Raw genomic sequence first — 14726 nt, forward strand, 5'->3', positions numbered from 1 at the left:
CACGGCGATGACACAACGACACCGCCGCCCCGTCCCGACGTGGTTGATCATCTCGGTCGGCGCCGTCGTCACCGGGGCGGCGGTGATCTGGGCGTCCGGACTTCGAGACGAGCAGGGTGAAGCACTGCTTGACGCGGAGACCTCGAACGTCCTGATCGCGCTCCTCGGCGTCGTCGGCACGATCCTCACTCTGCTGTTGAAGACCACCGCCGAGGTGAAGCACGAGACGCGCCCCAACTCCGGCGGGTCGATGCGTGACTCCACGAACCGCACCGAGCGGAAGGTCAGCACCATCGAGGAAGCGAACGACTCCCGGCACGCCGAGACGAAGGCATGGCTCGATGGCCTGCAGAACGACTTCGCCGGTCGATTCGCCACCCTCGGCAGGGACATCGGTGGCATCCGTGAGGAGATCCGCATCGACCGCAGCGCCAACAACAACCGCTTCGAATCCATCGAAAACCGAATCAAGGAGAAACCGTGAACATCGAACTCCCCATCATCCCCGCCGGCGTGCTCATGCTCCTGGCGCTCTTCGCACCGTACGTGATCGGCGCGCTCAACGGCGTCCTGCTGTTCATCGCGAAGCCCTGGCAGAAGAAGGCTCTCGCGATCGCCGTCGCGGTCGTCCTCGCCGTCCTCGTGCTGGCGTTCTACTACCTCTACACCGGCGACGCGCTCCCGGAATGGCCTGTGCTCGTGCTGCTCGCGGTCGTCGTCGTTCAGGCCTCCTACGCGCTGATCACCAAGCCCACCGCATCCGCCGTCGAACGACACTTCACATCCGGCGAGACGCTGCGCCGAGACATTCGCTGACGTCGCAAAGACGACGAAAGGCCCCCACCTAGCCTTCAGGCTGGGTGGGGGTCTTTTGTCGTTCAGCGATCAAGTGGGATCGTCAGCGAGTTGCAGGTGCTCTTCGTATCCGGCGGCTTCGTCGTCTGCGATCTCGTTCTCGAGCGCCAGTTCTGAGTTACGGCCCATGTCGTCCTCTTCCATATTCAGTTGGGTCCCCCACGCGGGTGAGACAGTCTACGCTCAGGTGCTCCGCACCGAGAGCATCTGCCAGCCGTCTGGGACCTTCGCCTCGAGCGCGGTCATGTCGTCGGCTTCGATCTCCTGGGTGCCGTCACGACGCTCGTACCTTCCCTCGACGGTGCGAATGCCACCGGCCTTCATGGTCGCGTGAGCCGAGACGAGTTCCCATCCGGCGGGCACCTGCGCGGCGAGCTCGCCCCGAAGGTCGGTGACATTCTTGCCTTCCACGGTGACAGTGCAGGATTCACGGGGGCGGACGAGTGCGACGAGCATCAGACCAGCCTAGGCCGCGGGTTCGATCAGCGACGCGTCGGCGGCATCCGCGGTGCGGGAGTTGTTGACCTTCCGATCCACGATGTGCTCGGTGATGGTGGTGGCGACGTCGGCGGACGTGTGGTCGAGCATCGCGAGCAGCTCTGTCTTCGCGTCCCCGGTGACCTTCTCCGGACTCAGCCAGGCATCCAGCGTGTCGGGCGTCAGGAACGCCGGCATCCGGTCGTGCACCTCGCCGCTGGCGTCGCGCGCCTCACGAGTGATGACAACGAAGCAGCGAGACCGCTCGCCGTTCGCGAGTTCCATCGACCAGGTGAGCCCAGCGGCCGAGAGCAGGCCGTCGCCGTGGAGGAAGTGCGGCGTCTTGTCACCCTTCTCGCCTGTCCATTCGAAATAGCCGCGCATCGGGACGACGCACCGGGCGGCGGAGAACGCCGGCGCCCAGAACCCGGTCGCGAGCTTCTCCATCCGCGCGTTGATGATTGGCGCGCCCTTGGGCCGGTTCGCGGGCTTCTGCCAATCCCAGCGAACGAGTTCGAGGATGCGGCCCTCGCCACGGTCGCGGACGATCGGGGCTTCCATCGTCGGCGCGATCGAGTACGCACCGGCCCAGGACTTCCACCAGTCCTCAGGCTTGCCGCCCTCGGCGACGTACTCCCGGATCATCTCGTCCGTCTTGGCATCGTTCGCGAATCGACCGCACATGCCAGCGACCCTACGCCTGCCGGTCGACGTCGTCGAGGACGATCGCGTTACCCCATACCCAGCAGCGGAAGATTTGCTCCTCGGCATGGAACTCGATCCCGGCGGCGAGGGGCGTGGAGCGCATCAGCTTGGCGTCCACGCGAACCGACTCCGGCCCGAAGCGCACCCACGCCTTCACGCGGCGCTGCAGCGCATGCGGGTAGACAGTGACCGGCTGCTCCGACAGCGCGAGCTCCCGGTCTGTGAGGGACTGCAGCGGACCATGCTTCGCAGCCGTGAGGATCGACTTCTCCTGTGACCTACGGTCGTACGCGATCTGCAGTCGTTCGCTCGGTCTTCCCATCGCCGGTGGTCCCTCCTCCGGCCAATCCCAGGGTAGCAAGGATAGAACATGTGTTCTATTCTCTTAACCCATGAGCGCGACATTTATCGAACAAGCCGTAACCCTATGGCTGGTCAAGGACATCCCGTCCCGCATGGTCTACGCGGGGAAGCGGTGGCGCGTCACCGACATTCCGACGCGGCTGCGCCACTCCCTCTGGTCGGTCCCACTGGAGCACAGCCACGGTATGTACGGATGGCGGTTCCAGGGAACTGACGACGCTGGCCTGTCCCTCGTCTTCGACGTCTACAAGGGTGAAGACGGCTGGCACGTGCACCGCGCCTACGACTAGCCGCCCTGGATGCTCGGGCCGTCGAACTCTGGTGGCAGGGGGCCGGCCGCGACTGGCTCGAAGTGACGGCACTCACCGCACTCCCACCCCTCCGGGATCGTGCGCATGATCGTGCCGTCATTCGGGCACCGCGGCTGCGCGATGGCATCGTCGTCAAGCGGGTCCATGCGTGACAGGGTACGCCGAGTCCAGGACTACCTATCTCGGCGTTCCGATTTGGAGAGGTTCGCCACCCATCGCAGCAGCGAATGAGCCGGCGTCGGCGCCGTTGACGATCCAGTCCGGCCCCACCGCGATCACGTGCGGGGAGGGGTTGCTGTCCTGCAGTCCTTTCAACACGAGGATCGCGCTGTCGCGTTGAGCATCGGACCGATAGGTCGTAAGGAGCGCGCCGCCGTCACAGTCACCCGCCTCTTCGGATACTGCGGAGTCAGCGCGAACCGTCATGCGGTCGCAGTCCCCGCCTGCGTCGACGTACTTCGTCTGGAGTTCTTCGAGCGTCACCGTCGAGCTTTCGGGAGTGTCCGTCGCAGTCGCGGTTTCGCCAGAGGAGGGAGTGGCGGACGAGTTGCTGCATCCGGCAAGCATCAGCGCGAGCACGGCAACAATCGGCAGATACGGTCGAGAATTCATGCCGTCAGGATATCGAGGGAGCGGAGTTGGCGGACGGCAGTTCGAGCCGTGGAGCTAGCGACCTGGCTGCGCGCTCTGCCCACGTTTTGCCCACAGTCGGCCGCATATGAGGGTGGTTCACGGTGAGTGAAGGTCGGTCACCGTGCCGGAATCTCGCGGTTGCCTGACTTCTTTCGGGGGTATGCCGCGAACCACGACTTCTTCTCCGGGTCGGGTTCGTCCTATGTCATCGGCAAGGCCGAGGCCACCGAGGACGACGACTGGGACTTCTGAGAGCTTCTCTCTGAGGTTCCAGCGAAACAGCTGGTCAGAGGCCCGGATCTGCGAAATCTCGCGGGTCCGGGCCTCTTTCGTGCCCTCTTCGAAATGACAGAGGAGGACAGAGACGACCAGGGATACCCGTTGGCTTTCTGCAGTCGTATCACTCTTTGATACTCCCGCCCGCGGCTTCGGTAGCAGTGGCATCCCTGGTGCCGAGCAACCCCTCCCACAGCCGCTGCAAAGCCGCTCGCAATAGCTCTGCGTCTACCCCGGCCATGAACTGGAGGACGATTCCATCCAGAGTCGCGAAAGCGGATCTGGCGAGTGCACCTGATGGATCGTCGATGCCGTGGTGCTTCAGGCTCACGGCTACGACCTCGTGGTACCGGGTGTAGAGGCGGCTGACGTAGGGCTGATATCGAGGATTTCTCCGCGATTCGAGAATCATCTCGTATTGGAAGGCTTGCAGCTCGGGCCGTTCGGCGACGGAGTCGAGCAAGCCGTCAGCGAAGGTGCTGCTCGTGGCGAGATCGAGCAGGCCGGTGGTGTCGATCGAGCTCTCGACGCTCCAATCGAGGGCGGCCGCGAGCAACGATTCTCTGTTTCCGAAGTGGTGAGCGATCAGCGAGTTGTTGACGCCGGCCCGGTCGGCGACGGCACGAAACGTCATCCCGCGGAGGCCTTTCTCGGCGACGATGGCCACCGTCGTCGCCACCAGGAGATCGCGACCGCTGCCGTAGGGAACCTGTCGAGCCATACCTCCACTAAACCCTACAAATACCCTCTTGCGGTTAACTAAGCAATTGCTTAGTCTGGGCAATGCGCAGAGAAGCGCGAGGATCGTCGAGGAGGACACACATGCCTGATCAATTCATTACCGCCGATACGCAGGACCGCACGAAGAGTGAGCCCTTCGAAGTCGGCGAGGTGCAGTGGATGCGCCGTCCCGGGGACGGCGGACGTGAAGAGCTCGCCGCCGGCTACTGGTTCATCACACCGGAGCAGACGCCTGGTCCGATGGTGGTGGAGGCCCACGCCGATGAGACCATCTACATCGTCGAAGGGCGAGTGCGGATCGAGCCGGAGGGCTCGGAAGCATTCGAGGTCACGGCCGGTGGATCCGCGTCGATGAACAAGGGCGTATCGGCGACGTGGACCGTGCTCGAGCCAACTGTCGAGTTCTTCGTCTACTCCTGAGCGACAGCGACATGGCACAGTCATACGACACCATCGTGGTAGGGGCAGGTTTCGCAGGCCTCACCGCGGCCCGTGAGTTGTCCCGCGCCGGGCAATCGGTGCTGGTCCTGGAAGCGCGGGATCGCATCGGTGGTCGCACCTGGCTCGACCGCCGGCTCGGAATGGAGCTGGAACTCGGTGGAACGTGGGTGCACTGGACACAGCCCCATGTCTGGGCAGAGCTGAGCCGCTACGGCATCGGCCTCGCCCCGAGCCCCGTGCCCGAGAACGCCTACTGGTGGGACGGCTCCAAGCTCGTCGCAGGCTCGGCAGACGAGCTGCTCGAATTGCTCGACGAGCCCAACCAGGTCCTCACCTCCCGCTCACGAGAAGTCTTCCCCCAGCCCTTTCGCCCCTTGAGTACATCCCTCAAGGAGGTCGACTCCCGCTCGCTCGCCGACGAGATCGCGGCACTACCGATCAGCGCGGAGCGACGCGCACTGCTCGAGTCCTTCTGGACGCTCAACTTCAATGGGAATATCGCAGATGCCGCCTTCACGCAGGCGCTCCGGTGGGTGTCACTGACCAACGGCGACTGGAAGGTCAACTTCGAAGCGTGCGCGACATACAAGATCGCAGGCGGCACACGCGCTCTCGCCGAAGCGATCCTCCAGGACACTCCTGCGGACTTCGTCTTCGGCGCCGACGTACGCGAGATCACGCAGGAACGATCATCCGCTGTCGTGACCACGGCCGACGGGACGGAGTACTCGGCGCGGGATGTGATCCTCACGGTGCCGTTGCAGACTCTGACGCGTATCCACTTCGAGCCGGCTCTCCCCGAACCGGTGAGCATGGCAGCCGACCGTGGCCAGCTCGGTCTCGGAGTCAAGGCGTGGTTCACGGTCGAGGGGGAGCATCGTCCATTCGTTGCGCTCGGCAGCTCGGACTGGCCGCTGAACTTCTTTCAATCAGAGTATGTCCGTGACGGGCTCACCTACGTCATCGGGTTCGGCCCCGACTCCTCAGCCCTCGACCCCAACGACCCGGAGGCGGTCCAGCGCGTGCTGAAGCGCCTTGTGCCGGACCTGCGCGTCACCGCCAGTGTCGGCCACGACTGGGTCGGAGACGAATATTCCAAGGAGACCTGGCCGATGCACCGAACCGGTTATCTCTCCGCCTCTCTGCCAGCGCTTCAACAGCCACTCGGGCGGATTCGGCTCGCCGGATCAGACATCGCCGACGGATGGGGCGGTTTCATCGACGGAGCGATCGAGAGCGGCTTGAAGGCGGCTCACGCGGTTCTCACGGCATCCCACCTGGTGTCCGCCTGATTCGGCAACACCCAACTTCTAGAGATCAAAGGTGATCATCATGTCCACAAGAAACGAAACCAGCCCTATGACCTCCGCTGAGCGAGGTGATTCCGACGACCGCACATCACTTCGCAAGGGCGCGGTCGGGGTACTCGGGATCCTCTTCTTCGTCCTGTCGGCGCAAGCCCCGCTTACCGGCATCGCCGGGGCCCTCCCGTTGACGATCCTGCTCGGCAACGGATCGGGCGCACCCGGCGCGTACCTGCTCATCGGCATCATCATCGTCATCTTCGCCGTCGGCTTCATCGCCATGTCTCGTCGGATCGACGGAAAGGGCGCCTTCTACGCATACGTGTCCGCAGGGCTTGGACGACGGACGGGCACCGGTTCGGCCTGGCTCGCGATCGTCGCCTACGCGACCGTCCAGGCAGCGATGTACGGCCTGTACGGCGCGAGTTTCAGCGGGCTTCTCGCCACCGTGGGTGTCGTCGTGCCGTGGTGGGTCCCGGTGATCGTCACCATCGTTCTCGTGCAGGTACTGGGCTCGCTCAACATCGAGCTGGGTGCGCGGGTCCTCGCCGTGCTGGTCGGCCTGGAGGTCGCGATACTGCTCGCCTTCGCGGTGGGCACGTTCGTCATGGGCGGCGGCCCCGAGGGGTCGATCGATGTGGCCTCGAGCTTCTCGCCGACGGCGGTGATGTCCGGAGCGCCGGGCGTGGCCCTCATGTTCGCCGTCGCCTCCATGTTCGGGTTCGAATCCACGGCCATCTACTCCGGCGAAGCCAAGGATCCTCGCCGCACCGTGGCGCGCGCGACCTACCTCTCCGTCGGCGTCATCGCGCTGTTCTTCTCTTTCGTATCGTGGATGTTCATCTCGTTCTATGGTGCGGACGCCGCGGTGGTCGCTGCAGAAGAAGCCGTCGTCTCCGGCGACTCGACGGTCTTCGTCTTCAACGCACTCGTCGGCATACTCGGCGCCTGGTCCGGACCCGTGGCCGGTGTTCTCCTCGTCACTTCTCTCTTCGCAGGCATCCTGGCTTTCCACAACGGCATCAACCGATACATCCACGCGCTGGCTACGCAGCGTTCCCTGCCGTACACCCTCGCTCGCACCAATCGCCAGAGCGCACCACACGTGGCCGCGTGGGTTCAGTCGATTCTCGCGGTGCTGATGATCCTGCCGTTCGTCGTGCTCGGTCTCGACCCCGTGCTCACCCTGTTCTCGTGGTTCAGCGGACTCGCCGTCGCCGCGCTGATCACCCTGTACGTTCTCTGCTCCATCGCCGTGATCACCTACTCGGTGAGCAACCCGGGGGGCGGATTGTGGCAGACACGAGTCGCACCTGCCGTTGCGGCAGTGTTGCTGCTCGGGGTGCTCACCCTCGTCGTGACCAACTTCACCTCTCTCATCGGCGGTGACGTGACGACCGCCGCCGTCCTTCTTGCTGTCGTGCCGGTCGCATTCGCGATCGGATTCGTCACCGAGCGAGGCCGCTCAGCCGACGCGACCTCATCCTCATTCGACAAGGAGACATCATGACCACCGCGACTGCACTTCTCGACGCCATCACAGTCCCCGAGAGCCACGGGCGGGCGATCCCGGACGCAGCGACCCGGGAGACGATCGGATACGCGCCCGTACACGGGCTGGTCGATCTCGAATCGGCCGTGACGGCAGCCCGGAGCGCTCAACCGGCGTGGGCTGCTCTCGGCCATGCTGAGCGCAGTCGCATCCTCCATCGAATCGCTGACGACATCGAAGCGCGCGCCGAGGAACTCGCGGTGATTCTCTCCCGCGAACAGGGGAAGCCGCTCGACGGCCCCAACGCCCGTTTCGAGATCGGTGCCGCAGCCGTCTGGACGCGGAGCGCCGCCGATACCGTTCTCGAACCGGAGGTCGTTTTCGAGAACGGCGCCTCCCGTGCCGAGGTGCACTACGACCCGCTCGGCGTGGTCGGAGCGATCGGTCCGTGGAACTGGCCGATCATGATTTCGGTCTGGCAGATCGCGCCCTCGCTGCGGATGGGCAACACCGTGGTCGTGAAGCCGAGCGAGTACACGCCACTGTCGGTGCTCGCTCTCGTCGAAGTGTTCAACGCACATCTTCCCGAAGGAGTCCTGTCGGTGGTGGTCGGGGACCGCGAAGTCGGCGCGGCGATCGCGAAGCACCCCGGGCTCGACAAGATCATGTTCACCGGTTCCACCGCGACGGGCAGGAAGATCATCGAATCGTCGGCGCAGAACCTCGCCCGGCTCACCCTGGAGCTCGGAGGCAACGATGCCGGCATCGTGCTACCGGGAACGGACGTGTCGAAGATCGCCCAGGACCTCTTCTGGGGCATCTTCATCAACACCGGACAGACGTGCGCTGCGCTCAAGCGACTGTACGTGCACGATTCCGTCTACGACTCGGTCGTCGATGCCCTTTCTCAGCTCGCCTCGACGATGCCGATGGGACCAGGTCTCGAGGAGGGGAACGTCCTCGGACCCCTCCAGAATCAGCGGCAGTTCGACATCGTGAGCCGCCTCATCGACGAGGCGCGGTCCGGAGGCGCGAAAGTTGTCACCGGCGGTGCACCCGCCGAAGAACTCGGTCCGCTCTTCTACCAGCCCACAGTCGTCGTCGACATCGCAGACGACGCTTCTCTTGTCGTCGAGGAGCAGTTCGGCCCGGTCATTCCCGTGCTGCGCTACTTCGACATCGACGACGCTGTCGCACGGGCGAACAGCTCTTCGCAGGGGCTCGGGGCATCCGTCTGGTCGGACGACATCGATGCAGCCGTCGACGTAGCCGCTCGTCTGCAGGCCGGGACTGTATGGATCAATCAGCACGGCGCGCTCAATCCACAGGTTCCGTTCGGCGGCACCAAGCATTCCGGATACGGCCAGGAGTTCGGCGTAGCGGGGCTCAAAGCCGTCGCCGCCCCGAAGGTCATCTCGCGATGAGGCAACCCGCCTATGGCCACTCGCTTCCATCTTGGGGTGAGTGACGCGCGTCGGAGCCGCAGTCGAATCATCTGCGGTGGGCGCGACGGCGACGACGATCCGGCGTGCGACACGTCGTCAAGAGCCACCAGGCGCCACCCCGACGACCTGGAACCAGTCGCCGCGGTCGCGAGCCGGTTGCGCTTGCTCATGCCCTGAGTCCACCCGCGACCCGATCCTCACCACTGACCGCGGTGACCTCGGCGAGCGAGGCGTGTGGGGAAGTGCTCCAAATCACAGACAGTCGGTGTTCGGGTGGGCGCGGAGGATGAGTGCGTGTCTCTCTTCATGCGCTATGCAAACCGACGGATCATGAAGAAGTGAATCGTATGCGAGAAGAAGGGCTAGAAATTCCGGGAAAGTCGACATCGAAGTAATTCACTAGTTGACGAACAACGTGATGTTCCGTAGTCTGACATTGACGCTGGTCAAGGCAGGGCGGCGGGTTGGTTGGTCGTTGGAGTGACCAAATAGTCGGCAACGAAGGAGTGGCAGACGGTGAATCACGAGGATCTGACGCGGCATCTGATCGCACTGGAGCGAAGGGTCGAGGATCTCGAGTCGACTCAGGCCATAGCCGCGCTTCATCACAAGTACATTCGTGACCTGGCGGCGCGCGATTGGCGAGCGGTGTCTTCCGCCTACACCGAGGACGCGCTCTGCGACATCCGACATCACGGAGTGCACCGAGGTCGTGAGGCCATCGATGCCATGTTCACGAGGGACTTGGTTCCTGTCGTGCATAGCAACGATGGGTACATTCTGTCGTCGCCGGACATCGTGGTCGATGGAGATGCAGCGCGCGGCACGTGGACATGGCATCGACTGCAGGCGGACTTCAAGACTTCGCTCGGCATGCTTCGCGTGTGGGGCCCGTGGTCGGAAGGCCGTTACGAGACTGAGTACGTCCGGGAGAACGGGGAATGGAAGATCTCCAAACTCTGGTTCCGCGTTCACGCGCCCGATCATGACGAAGAGATGGTCGAGGTCGGTGCTGCCGGTGGCGTCATCGGGGGCGGTCTGCGACGGCGTTGAAGCTCAGTACTTGCCGTTCAGCGGGCGCGAACCCGCTACGACTTCTGCCACTTTTTCAGTGTTCTCCCGCCCTTCCAGAAAGATCGGATTGAAGACATGACACGCATGATGGTTCTTACGACGTTCGTGATGCCGCTTGGCTACCACCGCAACAGCTGGTGTCGTCAAGGAAGCCGCGCAGAGGAGGTGCCGGGACTCGACCTGCTCACCGATATCGCGCGAACGGCCGAGAACGCCAAGCTCGACGCGCTGTTCTTCGGTGACGTAGTGCACGCGACACCTACGTTGCGTGGCGACACGATGATGAACGGCTTCTATGAGCCGATGACGACGCTTTCGGCATTGGCGGCGCGAACTCGCCATATCGGCCTCATCGGGACGCTGTCTACGTCCCTCATGGATCCGTATAACGTTGCGAGGATGCTTGCGTCGCTGGACCACCTCTCGGCGGGGCGCGCAGGTTGGAACATCGTGACTTCGGGCGATGGCTTTCAGAACTTCGGCTTCGCAGAGACCCCTGACCCAGCACAGAGGTATCGTCGGGCGCAGGAGTTCGTCGAGGTCGTCAAGCAGCTATGGGACAGTTGGTCCGATGACGCAGTGGTCGTGGATCGCTCCGAGCGTCGTTGGCTCGATACCGCGAAACTGCGCAAGATCGACTTTGCGGGCGACTACTTCACGGTGGAGGGGCCGCTGAATATGCCCCGGCCGCCGCAGGGTCATCCGGTGCTTGTGCAAGCGGGTTCCTCCGGTCCCGGCATGGCATTGGGGACGTCGGTGGCTGATGCCATCTACACCGCCCAGCCGGACTTCGACCAAGCGGTCTCGTTCTATGCCTCGAGCAAGTCCATGATCGCCGCGAATGGGCGCGACCCCGACGCCGTGAAGATCATCCCGGGGATCGTGCCCGTGGTCGCATCTACACAGCGTGAGGCTGACGAGATCGCGGCCGAGTTGAGCTCCTTCCTCGATGTGGAGCAGGGGCGACTCCAGATCGCCGGCGACCTCAAGGTGGATCTATCTGACCTCGACCTCGATGAACCGGTCCCGGCTGAGCGGTTTGATCAGATTCCGCAGCGATCCAGTCGCCAGGAGATCTATCGTCGCAAGTCGGTCGAGCAGGAACTGTCTCTGCGCGATCTCATTCACGATCGAGCGCGGTCCACAGGGCATCAGTGGATTGCCGGCACGCCGGCAACGATCGCGGACCGGATGCAGAAGTGGTTCGAAACTCCCGCGTGTGACGGGTTCAATCTCAATTCTCCCTATAACCCCGAGGGGTTTGAGCGGATCTGTTCCATGCTCGTCCCTGAACTGCAGAACCGGGGTCTCTTTCGGACGGAGTACGAGGGTACACAGCTGAGAGACCATCTGGGACTTGCGCGACCCGGTGTCCAGTTTTGATGTGGAAGCACTCATGACGTCTTCGCCGTTGGACCCTCATTCGATTATTGATCGCCCGGGTGCGGATCCCGCCAGCGTGGTCGGAAAACCGGCGCCCTCGCCCTTGCTTCACGAGACCGTCGATCTCGGTGGGCTTTTCGTTGAAAAGGATGCCGCTGTCCGACTTCGCGATGGAACGACAATCTACCTCGATATCTATCGGCCCACTTCTGAGGCGACAGACCTTCCGGTCCTGCTCGCGTGGGGCCCGTACGGGAAGCACTGGGTCACGAAGGCCACGTTCCCCGGGTCGGGAGTCGATCCGGAGTGGATCTCGCCACATACCGGCTTCGAGGCGCCGGATCCGGTCTACTGGACGCGACATGGTTATGCCGTCGCATATGCCGACCCCCGTGGACTCTGGCATTCTGAAGGCGACTTCTCCCATAACGGCCCACAAGAGCGCGACGATCTCTACGACACGATCGAGTGGCTGGGAGCCAGTGCGTGGTCGAACGGCCGGGTCGGGATGCTGGGAGTTTCGTACTTGGCGGGGAGCCAGTACCAGGCGGCGTCGGTGAAGCCTCCGTCGCTCAAGGCCATCAGCCCATGGGAGTGCTTCGCCGACTGGTATCGGGAGTTCGCAACGCATGGGGGGATTCCCGAAACCGGCTTCCGGCCCCGGGTCTCGACGAACCTGTCATATGGCCTTTCCCGCACCGAAGACACTGCAGCCAATCTCGAGGCGCATCCCCTCGATGACTGGTACTACGCCGACAAGTACGGAGATCTCGCCACTATAGATGTGCCGGCATACGTCGTCGCATCGTGGAGCGACCATGGGTTGCACACCCGCGGCACGCTCAATGCGTTTTCAGCGATGGTTTCGCCGAACAAGTGGCTGGAGGTGCATGGGCAGAAGAAGTGGCAGTACTTCTATGCGCCGGCGAGTGTCGAACGGCAGCGCGTGTTCTTCGACACCTTTCTCAAACAACGAGAATCCGGGATCCACGACTGGCCTCGTGTCCGAGCAGAGCTGCGTGACACGGGCGACCCCGCCGAATCCCGATGGGTGGAATTGCCTGACTGGCCTCTCGCGGAACGTTTCGAGACGCTCCATCTGGACGCCGCGACCAGGTCGTTGTCGGGTGCCCCGCCCGAGACCGGAGCCACTGCGACTTTCTATCCGCAGACCGAGTCGTTTGATGCTGCGCACCTGTTCACACAAGACCGGGACGTCATCGGACCTGTCTCGCTGTCGATCTGGTTGAGCGCGGACGAGAGCACAGACGCAGACGTGTTCATCGTGCTACGCAAACTGCGCATCGACGGAACCGAGGTGCTCTTTCCCATCAATTCGCTTTTCACGGACGGGCCCGTCGCACTCGGATGGTTGCGAGCCAGCCACAGAGCGCTTGACCTCACGCGCTCCACCGCGTTGGTCCCTTATCATCCGCATGATGCGGAGCAGCCCCTCACTCCAGGAGTGCCCGTCTGCCTGAATATCGAGGTCTGGGCATCCGGCACAACTTTTCATGCCGGCGAAAGCCTCGTGCTGACCATTCAAGGGCGAGATTGGATGAAGCGACCGTTGTCGGGTGGCGTGCCACCGCTTCAGATCCTCCACGAGGAGTCGCGAACCGTCGGCACGTGGAGTATCTACACGGGAGGCGCCCACGAAAGCGTTCTTCGCCTGCCGGTCGTCGAATCGGATTGAACGCATACACACACCGCTTGGGAGTGCGCTCTGCCCGTAGGAGCCGGTCTCGTTGAGAAGCGCATCCGCGCACTGGAACCCGGTCATTCTTGAATGAGGAGTAGTCATGTCGCAGTCAACAGATCCCGCCGCCGCCGGCGCGCTCGATCAAGGAGTCTTTCGGAACGTCGCGGGGCACTTCGCGTCGGGGGTGACCATCATCACGACCGAGTCCGATAGCCGCCTCTTCGGTACGACAGCCTCCGCGGTGGCATCGTTGTCGATGGATCCGCCGATGATGCTGGTGTGCTTGAACAAATCGAGTTCCACCCATGATGCCATTCGTGAGCGGGGACGATTCGCGGTCAACATCCTGGCGCTCGAACAGCGCGACTTCGCAACTCGCTTCGCTACGAAAGGCGCCGACAAGTTCCGCGATGTCCCATACTTTCAAAGCGAGCGAGGCCTGCCGCTCATTGAGGGTGCGCTCGCAAGTATCGAGTGTCGCGTGGCAGACACAGCTCCCGGCGGAACTCATACCGTCTTCATCGGAGAGGTTCTCGACGCGCGGTCTCGGCCTGGGGAGCCTCTCGCATACTTTCGGGGAAAGTTCGGATCGCTTGAGCGGATACTCGAAGCCAGCAGCTACGAATCGGTTCGCGAGCTCGTCTTGCGGCGACGCACAGCCGTCGGCGAGGAAATTCATATCGACGATTTCGCCGGGGAACTCCAGACGGAATCTGCACTGGTGTACAACTCACTGGTACGGCTTCTCGCTGAGGGGCTCGTGTTGCGTTCGGAGGAAGGCGTGTTCACGCCGACGCCGATCACTGAGGAGTTCGTTGATGACTTCTATGGAGCGCGCCAGACGATCGAGGTCGGTGTGCTCGACGCGTACCTGCACGACGCCCCAGATCATCGAGTGCTCGACATCGTCCGGCGTGGGCATGCCCTAGCCAAGAGCGAAACCGGCGCCCCAGATGCACTCGACGCGTTCCTGCGTGACAATCTCGACTTCCATGCTGCGATTGTCAGCCTTGCCGGATCTCGGCAGCTCGAACTCCAGTTTCGGCAATTGAGTCTCGCCACTGTCTGGCGCGAGACGTACCAGTCTCCTCTATGGCGCGACCAGTCTGGTCACCCCTTGATCCAAAGACTGGCCCTGGCCATCGAGAACCGCGATGCCGAAACCGCGAGTGAACTCGTGCGCTCTCAGGTTTCGTTCGTCACGGACGCCGCGAAGGAACTCATCAGGCTGGGCGGCGGCGTGTTGTGAATCGCCTCAGCGACAGCGACCGCTCGATCTTCGTCGTCGCGGCGGGCAGAGCGCTCGCTCCGACATCGACTGCGAGTACGGTCGACCGCTCTTGATTCGATGGACCGAGAAGTTAACTTCTGAATTTTCCAGCGATCTGCATCTGTCGAGATCACGCCTGGATGCCCGTGAAAACAGCCGACCGTGCATATTCGGGAAGAGGAAGCTAATTCACTAGTTGACGATATGGCGATGGCTGGGTAGCCTGTACTCAACGCGGGGGACTCTGGTCGTGA

General features: G+C 63.1%; 17 protein-coding genes. 11 read left to right on the top strand and 6 right to left on the bottom strand.

Going from position 1 to position 14726, the window contains the following annotated elements:
- The first annotated feature begins 7 nt into the window (after positions 1 to 7).
- Both CUR96_RS10245 and CUR96_RS10250 read left to right on the top strand, forming a co-directional pair.
- Positions 8 to 484, top strand: coding sequence for a hypothetical protein (locus CUR96_RS10245; RefSeq protein ID WP_146008143.1), 477 nt, complete (start codon positions 8 to 10; stop codon positions 482 to 484).
- The gene (locus CUR96_RS10250) at positions 481 to 816 is read left to right on the top strand and encodes a hypothetical protein (protein ID WP_102193220.1); all 336 of its coding nucleotides are present in this window, start codon (positions 481 to 483) and stop codon (positions 814 to 816) included. Before CUR96_RS10245 ends, CUR96_RS10250 begins: the two co-directional genes overlap by 4 nt.
- Before the next feature lie 222 nt (positions 817 to 1038).
- On the opposite strand, the gene CUR96_RS10255 is transcribed toward CUR96_RS10250, so the two are convergent.
- Genes CUR96_RS10255 through CUR96_RS10265 form a run of 3 tightly spaced genes read right to left on the bottom strand, consistent with a single transcriptional unit; the run spans position 1039 to position 2359 of the window.
- Positions 1039 to 1311, bottom strand: a complete 273-nt coding sequence (locus CUR96_RS10255) for a hypothetical protein (protein ID WP_102193221.1) — start codon at positions 1309 to 1311, stop codon at positions 1039 to 1041.
- 9 nt (positions 1312 to 1320) lie between these two features.
- Positions 1321 to 2016 carry an SOS response-associated peptidase gene (locus tag CUR96_RS10260; RefSeq protein WP_102193222.1) on the bottom strand — a complete coding sequence of 232 codons (696 nt, stop codon included), beginning with the start codon at positions 2014 to 2016 and terminating at the stop codon, positions 1321 to 1323.
- A gap of 10 nt (positions 2017 to 2026) precedes the next feature.
- Positions 2027 to 2359 (bottom strand): hypothetical protein, encoded by a 333-nt coding sequence (locus tag CUR96_RS10265; RefSeq protein WP_102193223.1) that lies wholly within the window; start codon positions 2357 to 2359, stop codon positions 2027 to 2029.
- A 70-nt stretch (positions 2360 to 2429) separates the two neighbouring features.
- On the opposite strand from CUR96_RS10265, the gene CUR96_RS10270 reads away from it, so the two are divergent.
- Positions 2430 to 2690 carry a hypothetical protein gene (locus tag CUR96_RS10270; RefSeq protein ID WP_102193224.1) on the top strand — a complete coding sequence of 87 codons (261 nt, stop codon included), beginning with the start codon at positions 2430 to 2432 and terminating at the stop codon, positions 2688 to 2690.
- On the opposite strand, the gene CUR96_RS18595 is transcribed toward CUR96_RS10270, so the two are convergent.
- The 3 genes from CUR96_RS18595 to CUR96_RS10280 form a co-directional block, all read right to left on the bottom strand.
- Positions 2687 to 2857 (bottom strand): hypothetical protein, encoded by a 171-nt coding sequence (locus CUR96_RS18595; RefSeq protein ID WP_180968995.1) that lies wholly within the window; start codon positions 2855 to 2857, stop codon positions 2687 to 2689. The two genes, CUR96_RS10270 and CUR96_RS18595, sit on opposite strands and share 4 nt — an antisense overlap.
- 31 nt (positions 2858 to 2888) lie before the next feature.
- Positions 2889 to 3323, bottom strand: a complete 435-nt coding sequence (locus CUR96_RS10275; RefSeq protein WP_180968996.1) for a hypothetical protein — start codon at positions 3321 to 3323, stop codon at positions 2889 to 2891.
- 421 nt (positions 3324 to 3744) lie between these two features.
- Complete coding sequence (locus CUR96_RS10280; RefSeq protein WP_245861191.1) at positions 3745 to 4287, bottom strand: TetR/AcrR family transcriptional regulator; 543 nt, start codon at positions 4285 to 4287, stop codon at positions 3745 to 3747.
- Between the two features lie 155 nt (positions 4288 to 4442).
- On the opposite strand from CUR96_RS10280, the gene CUR96_RS10285 reads away from it, so the two are divergent.
- From CUR96_RS10285 to CUR96_RS18600, 8 genes are all read left to right on the top strand, one after another.
- Positions 4443 to 4781, top strand: a complete 339-nt coding sequence (locus CUR96_RS10285) for a cupin domain-containing protein (RefSeq protein WP_102193227.1) — start codon at positions 4443 to 4445, stop codon at positions 4779 to 4781.
- Between the two features lie 11 nt (positions 4782 to 4792).
- Positions 4793 to 6094 carry a flavin monoamine oxidase family protein gene (locus CUR96_RS10290; RefSeq protein ID WP_102193228.1) on the top strand — a complete coding sequence of 434 codons (1302 nt, stop codon included), beginning with the start codon at positions 4793 to 4795 and terminating at the stop codon, positions 6092 to 6094.
- A gap of 40 nt (positions 6095 to 6134) precedes the next feature.
- On the top strand, positions 6135 to 7616 hold the full coding sequence (locus tag CUR96_RS10295; protein ID WP_348639574.1) for an APC family permease: 1482 nt from the start codon (positions 6135 to 6137) through the stop codon (positions 7614 to 7616).
- Positions 7613 to 9022 carry an aldehyde dehydrogenase family protein gene (locus CUR96_RS10300; RefSeq protein ID WP_102193230.1) on the top strand — a complete coding sequence of 470 codons (1410 nt, stop codon included), beginning with the start codon at positions 7613 to 7615 and terminating at the stop codon, positions 9020 to 9022. Before CUR96_RS10295 ends, CUR96_RS10300 begins: the two co-directional genes overlap by 4 nt.
- Positions 9023 to 9559: 537 nt before the next feature.
- A complete protein-coding gene (locus CUR96_RS10305) occupies positions 9560 to 10096 on the top strand; it encodes a nuclear transport factor 2 family protein (protein WP_102193231.1) in 537 nt (178 codons plus the stop codon).
- A 96-nt stretch (positions 10097 to 10192) separates the two neighbouring features.
- The gene (locus CUR96_RS10310; protein ID WP_102193232.1) at positions 10193 to 11500 is read left to right on the top strand and encodes an LLM class flavin-dependent oxidoreductase; all 1308 of its coding nucleotides are present in this window, start codon (positions 10193 to 10195) and stop codon (positions 11498 to 11500) included.
- The gene (locus tag CUR96_RS10315) at positions 11475 to 13196 is read left to right on the top strand and encodes a CocE/NonD family hydrolase (RefSeq protein ID WP_146008145.1); all 1722 of its coding nucleotides are present in this window, start codon (positions 11475 to 11477) and stop codon (positions 13194 to 13196) included. The genes CUR96_RS10310 and CUR96_RS10315 overlap by 26 nt, the downstream gene beginning before the upstream one ends.
- A gap of 106 nt (positions 13197 to 13302) precedes the next feature.
- Entirely contained in the window at positions 13303 to 14451 is a 1149-nt protein-coding gene (locus CUR96_RS18600; RefSeq protein WP_180968997.1) for a flavin reductase, read from the top strand.
- The last annotated feature ends 275 nt before the right edge of the window (positions 14452 to 14726 follow it).

Source organism: Microbacterium aurantiacum (assembly GCF_002872075.1).
Taxonomy (GTDB): Bacteria; Actinomycetota; Actinomycetes; order Actinomycetales; family Microbacteriaceae; genus Microbacterium; species Microbacterium aurantiacum_A.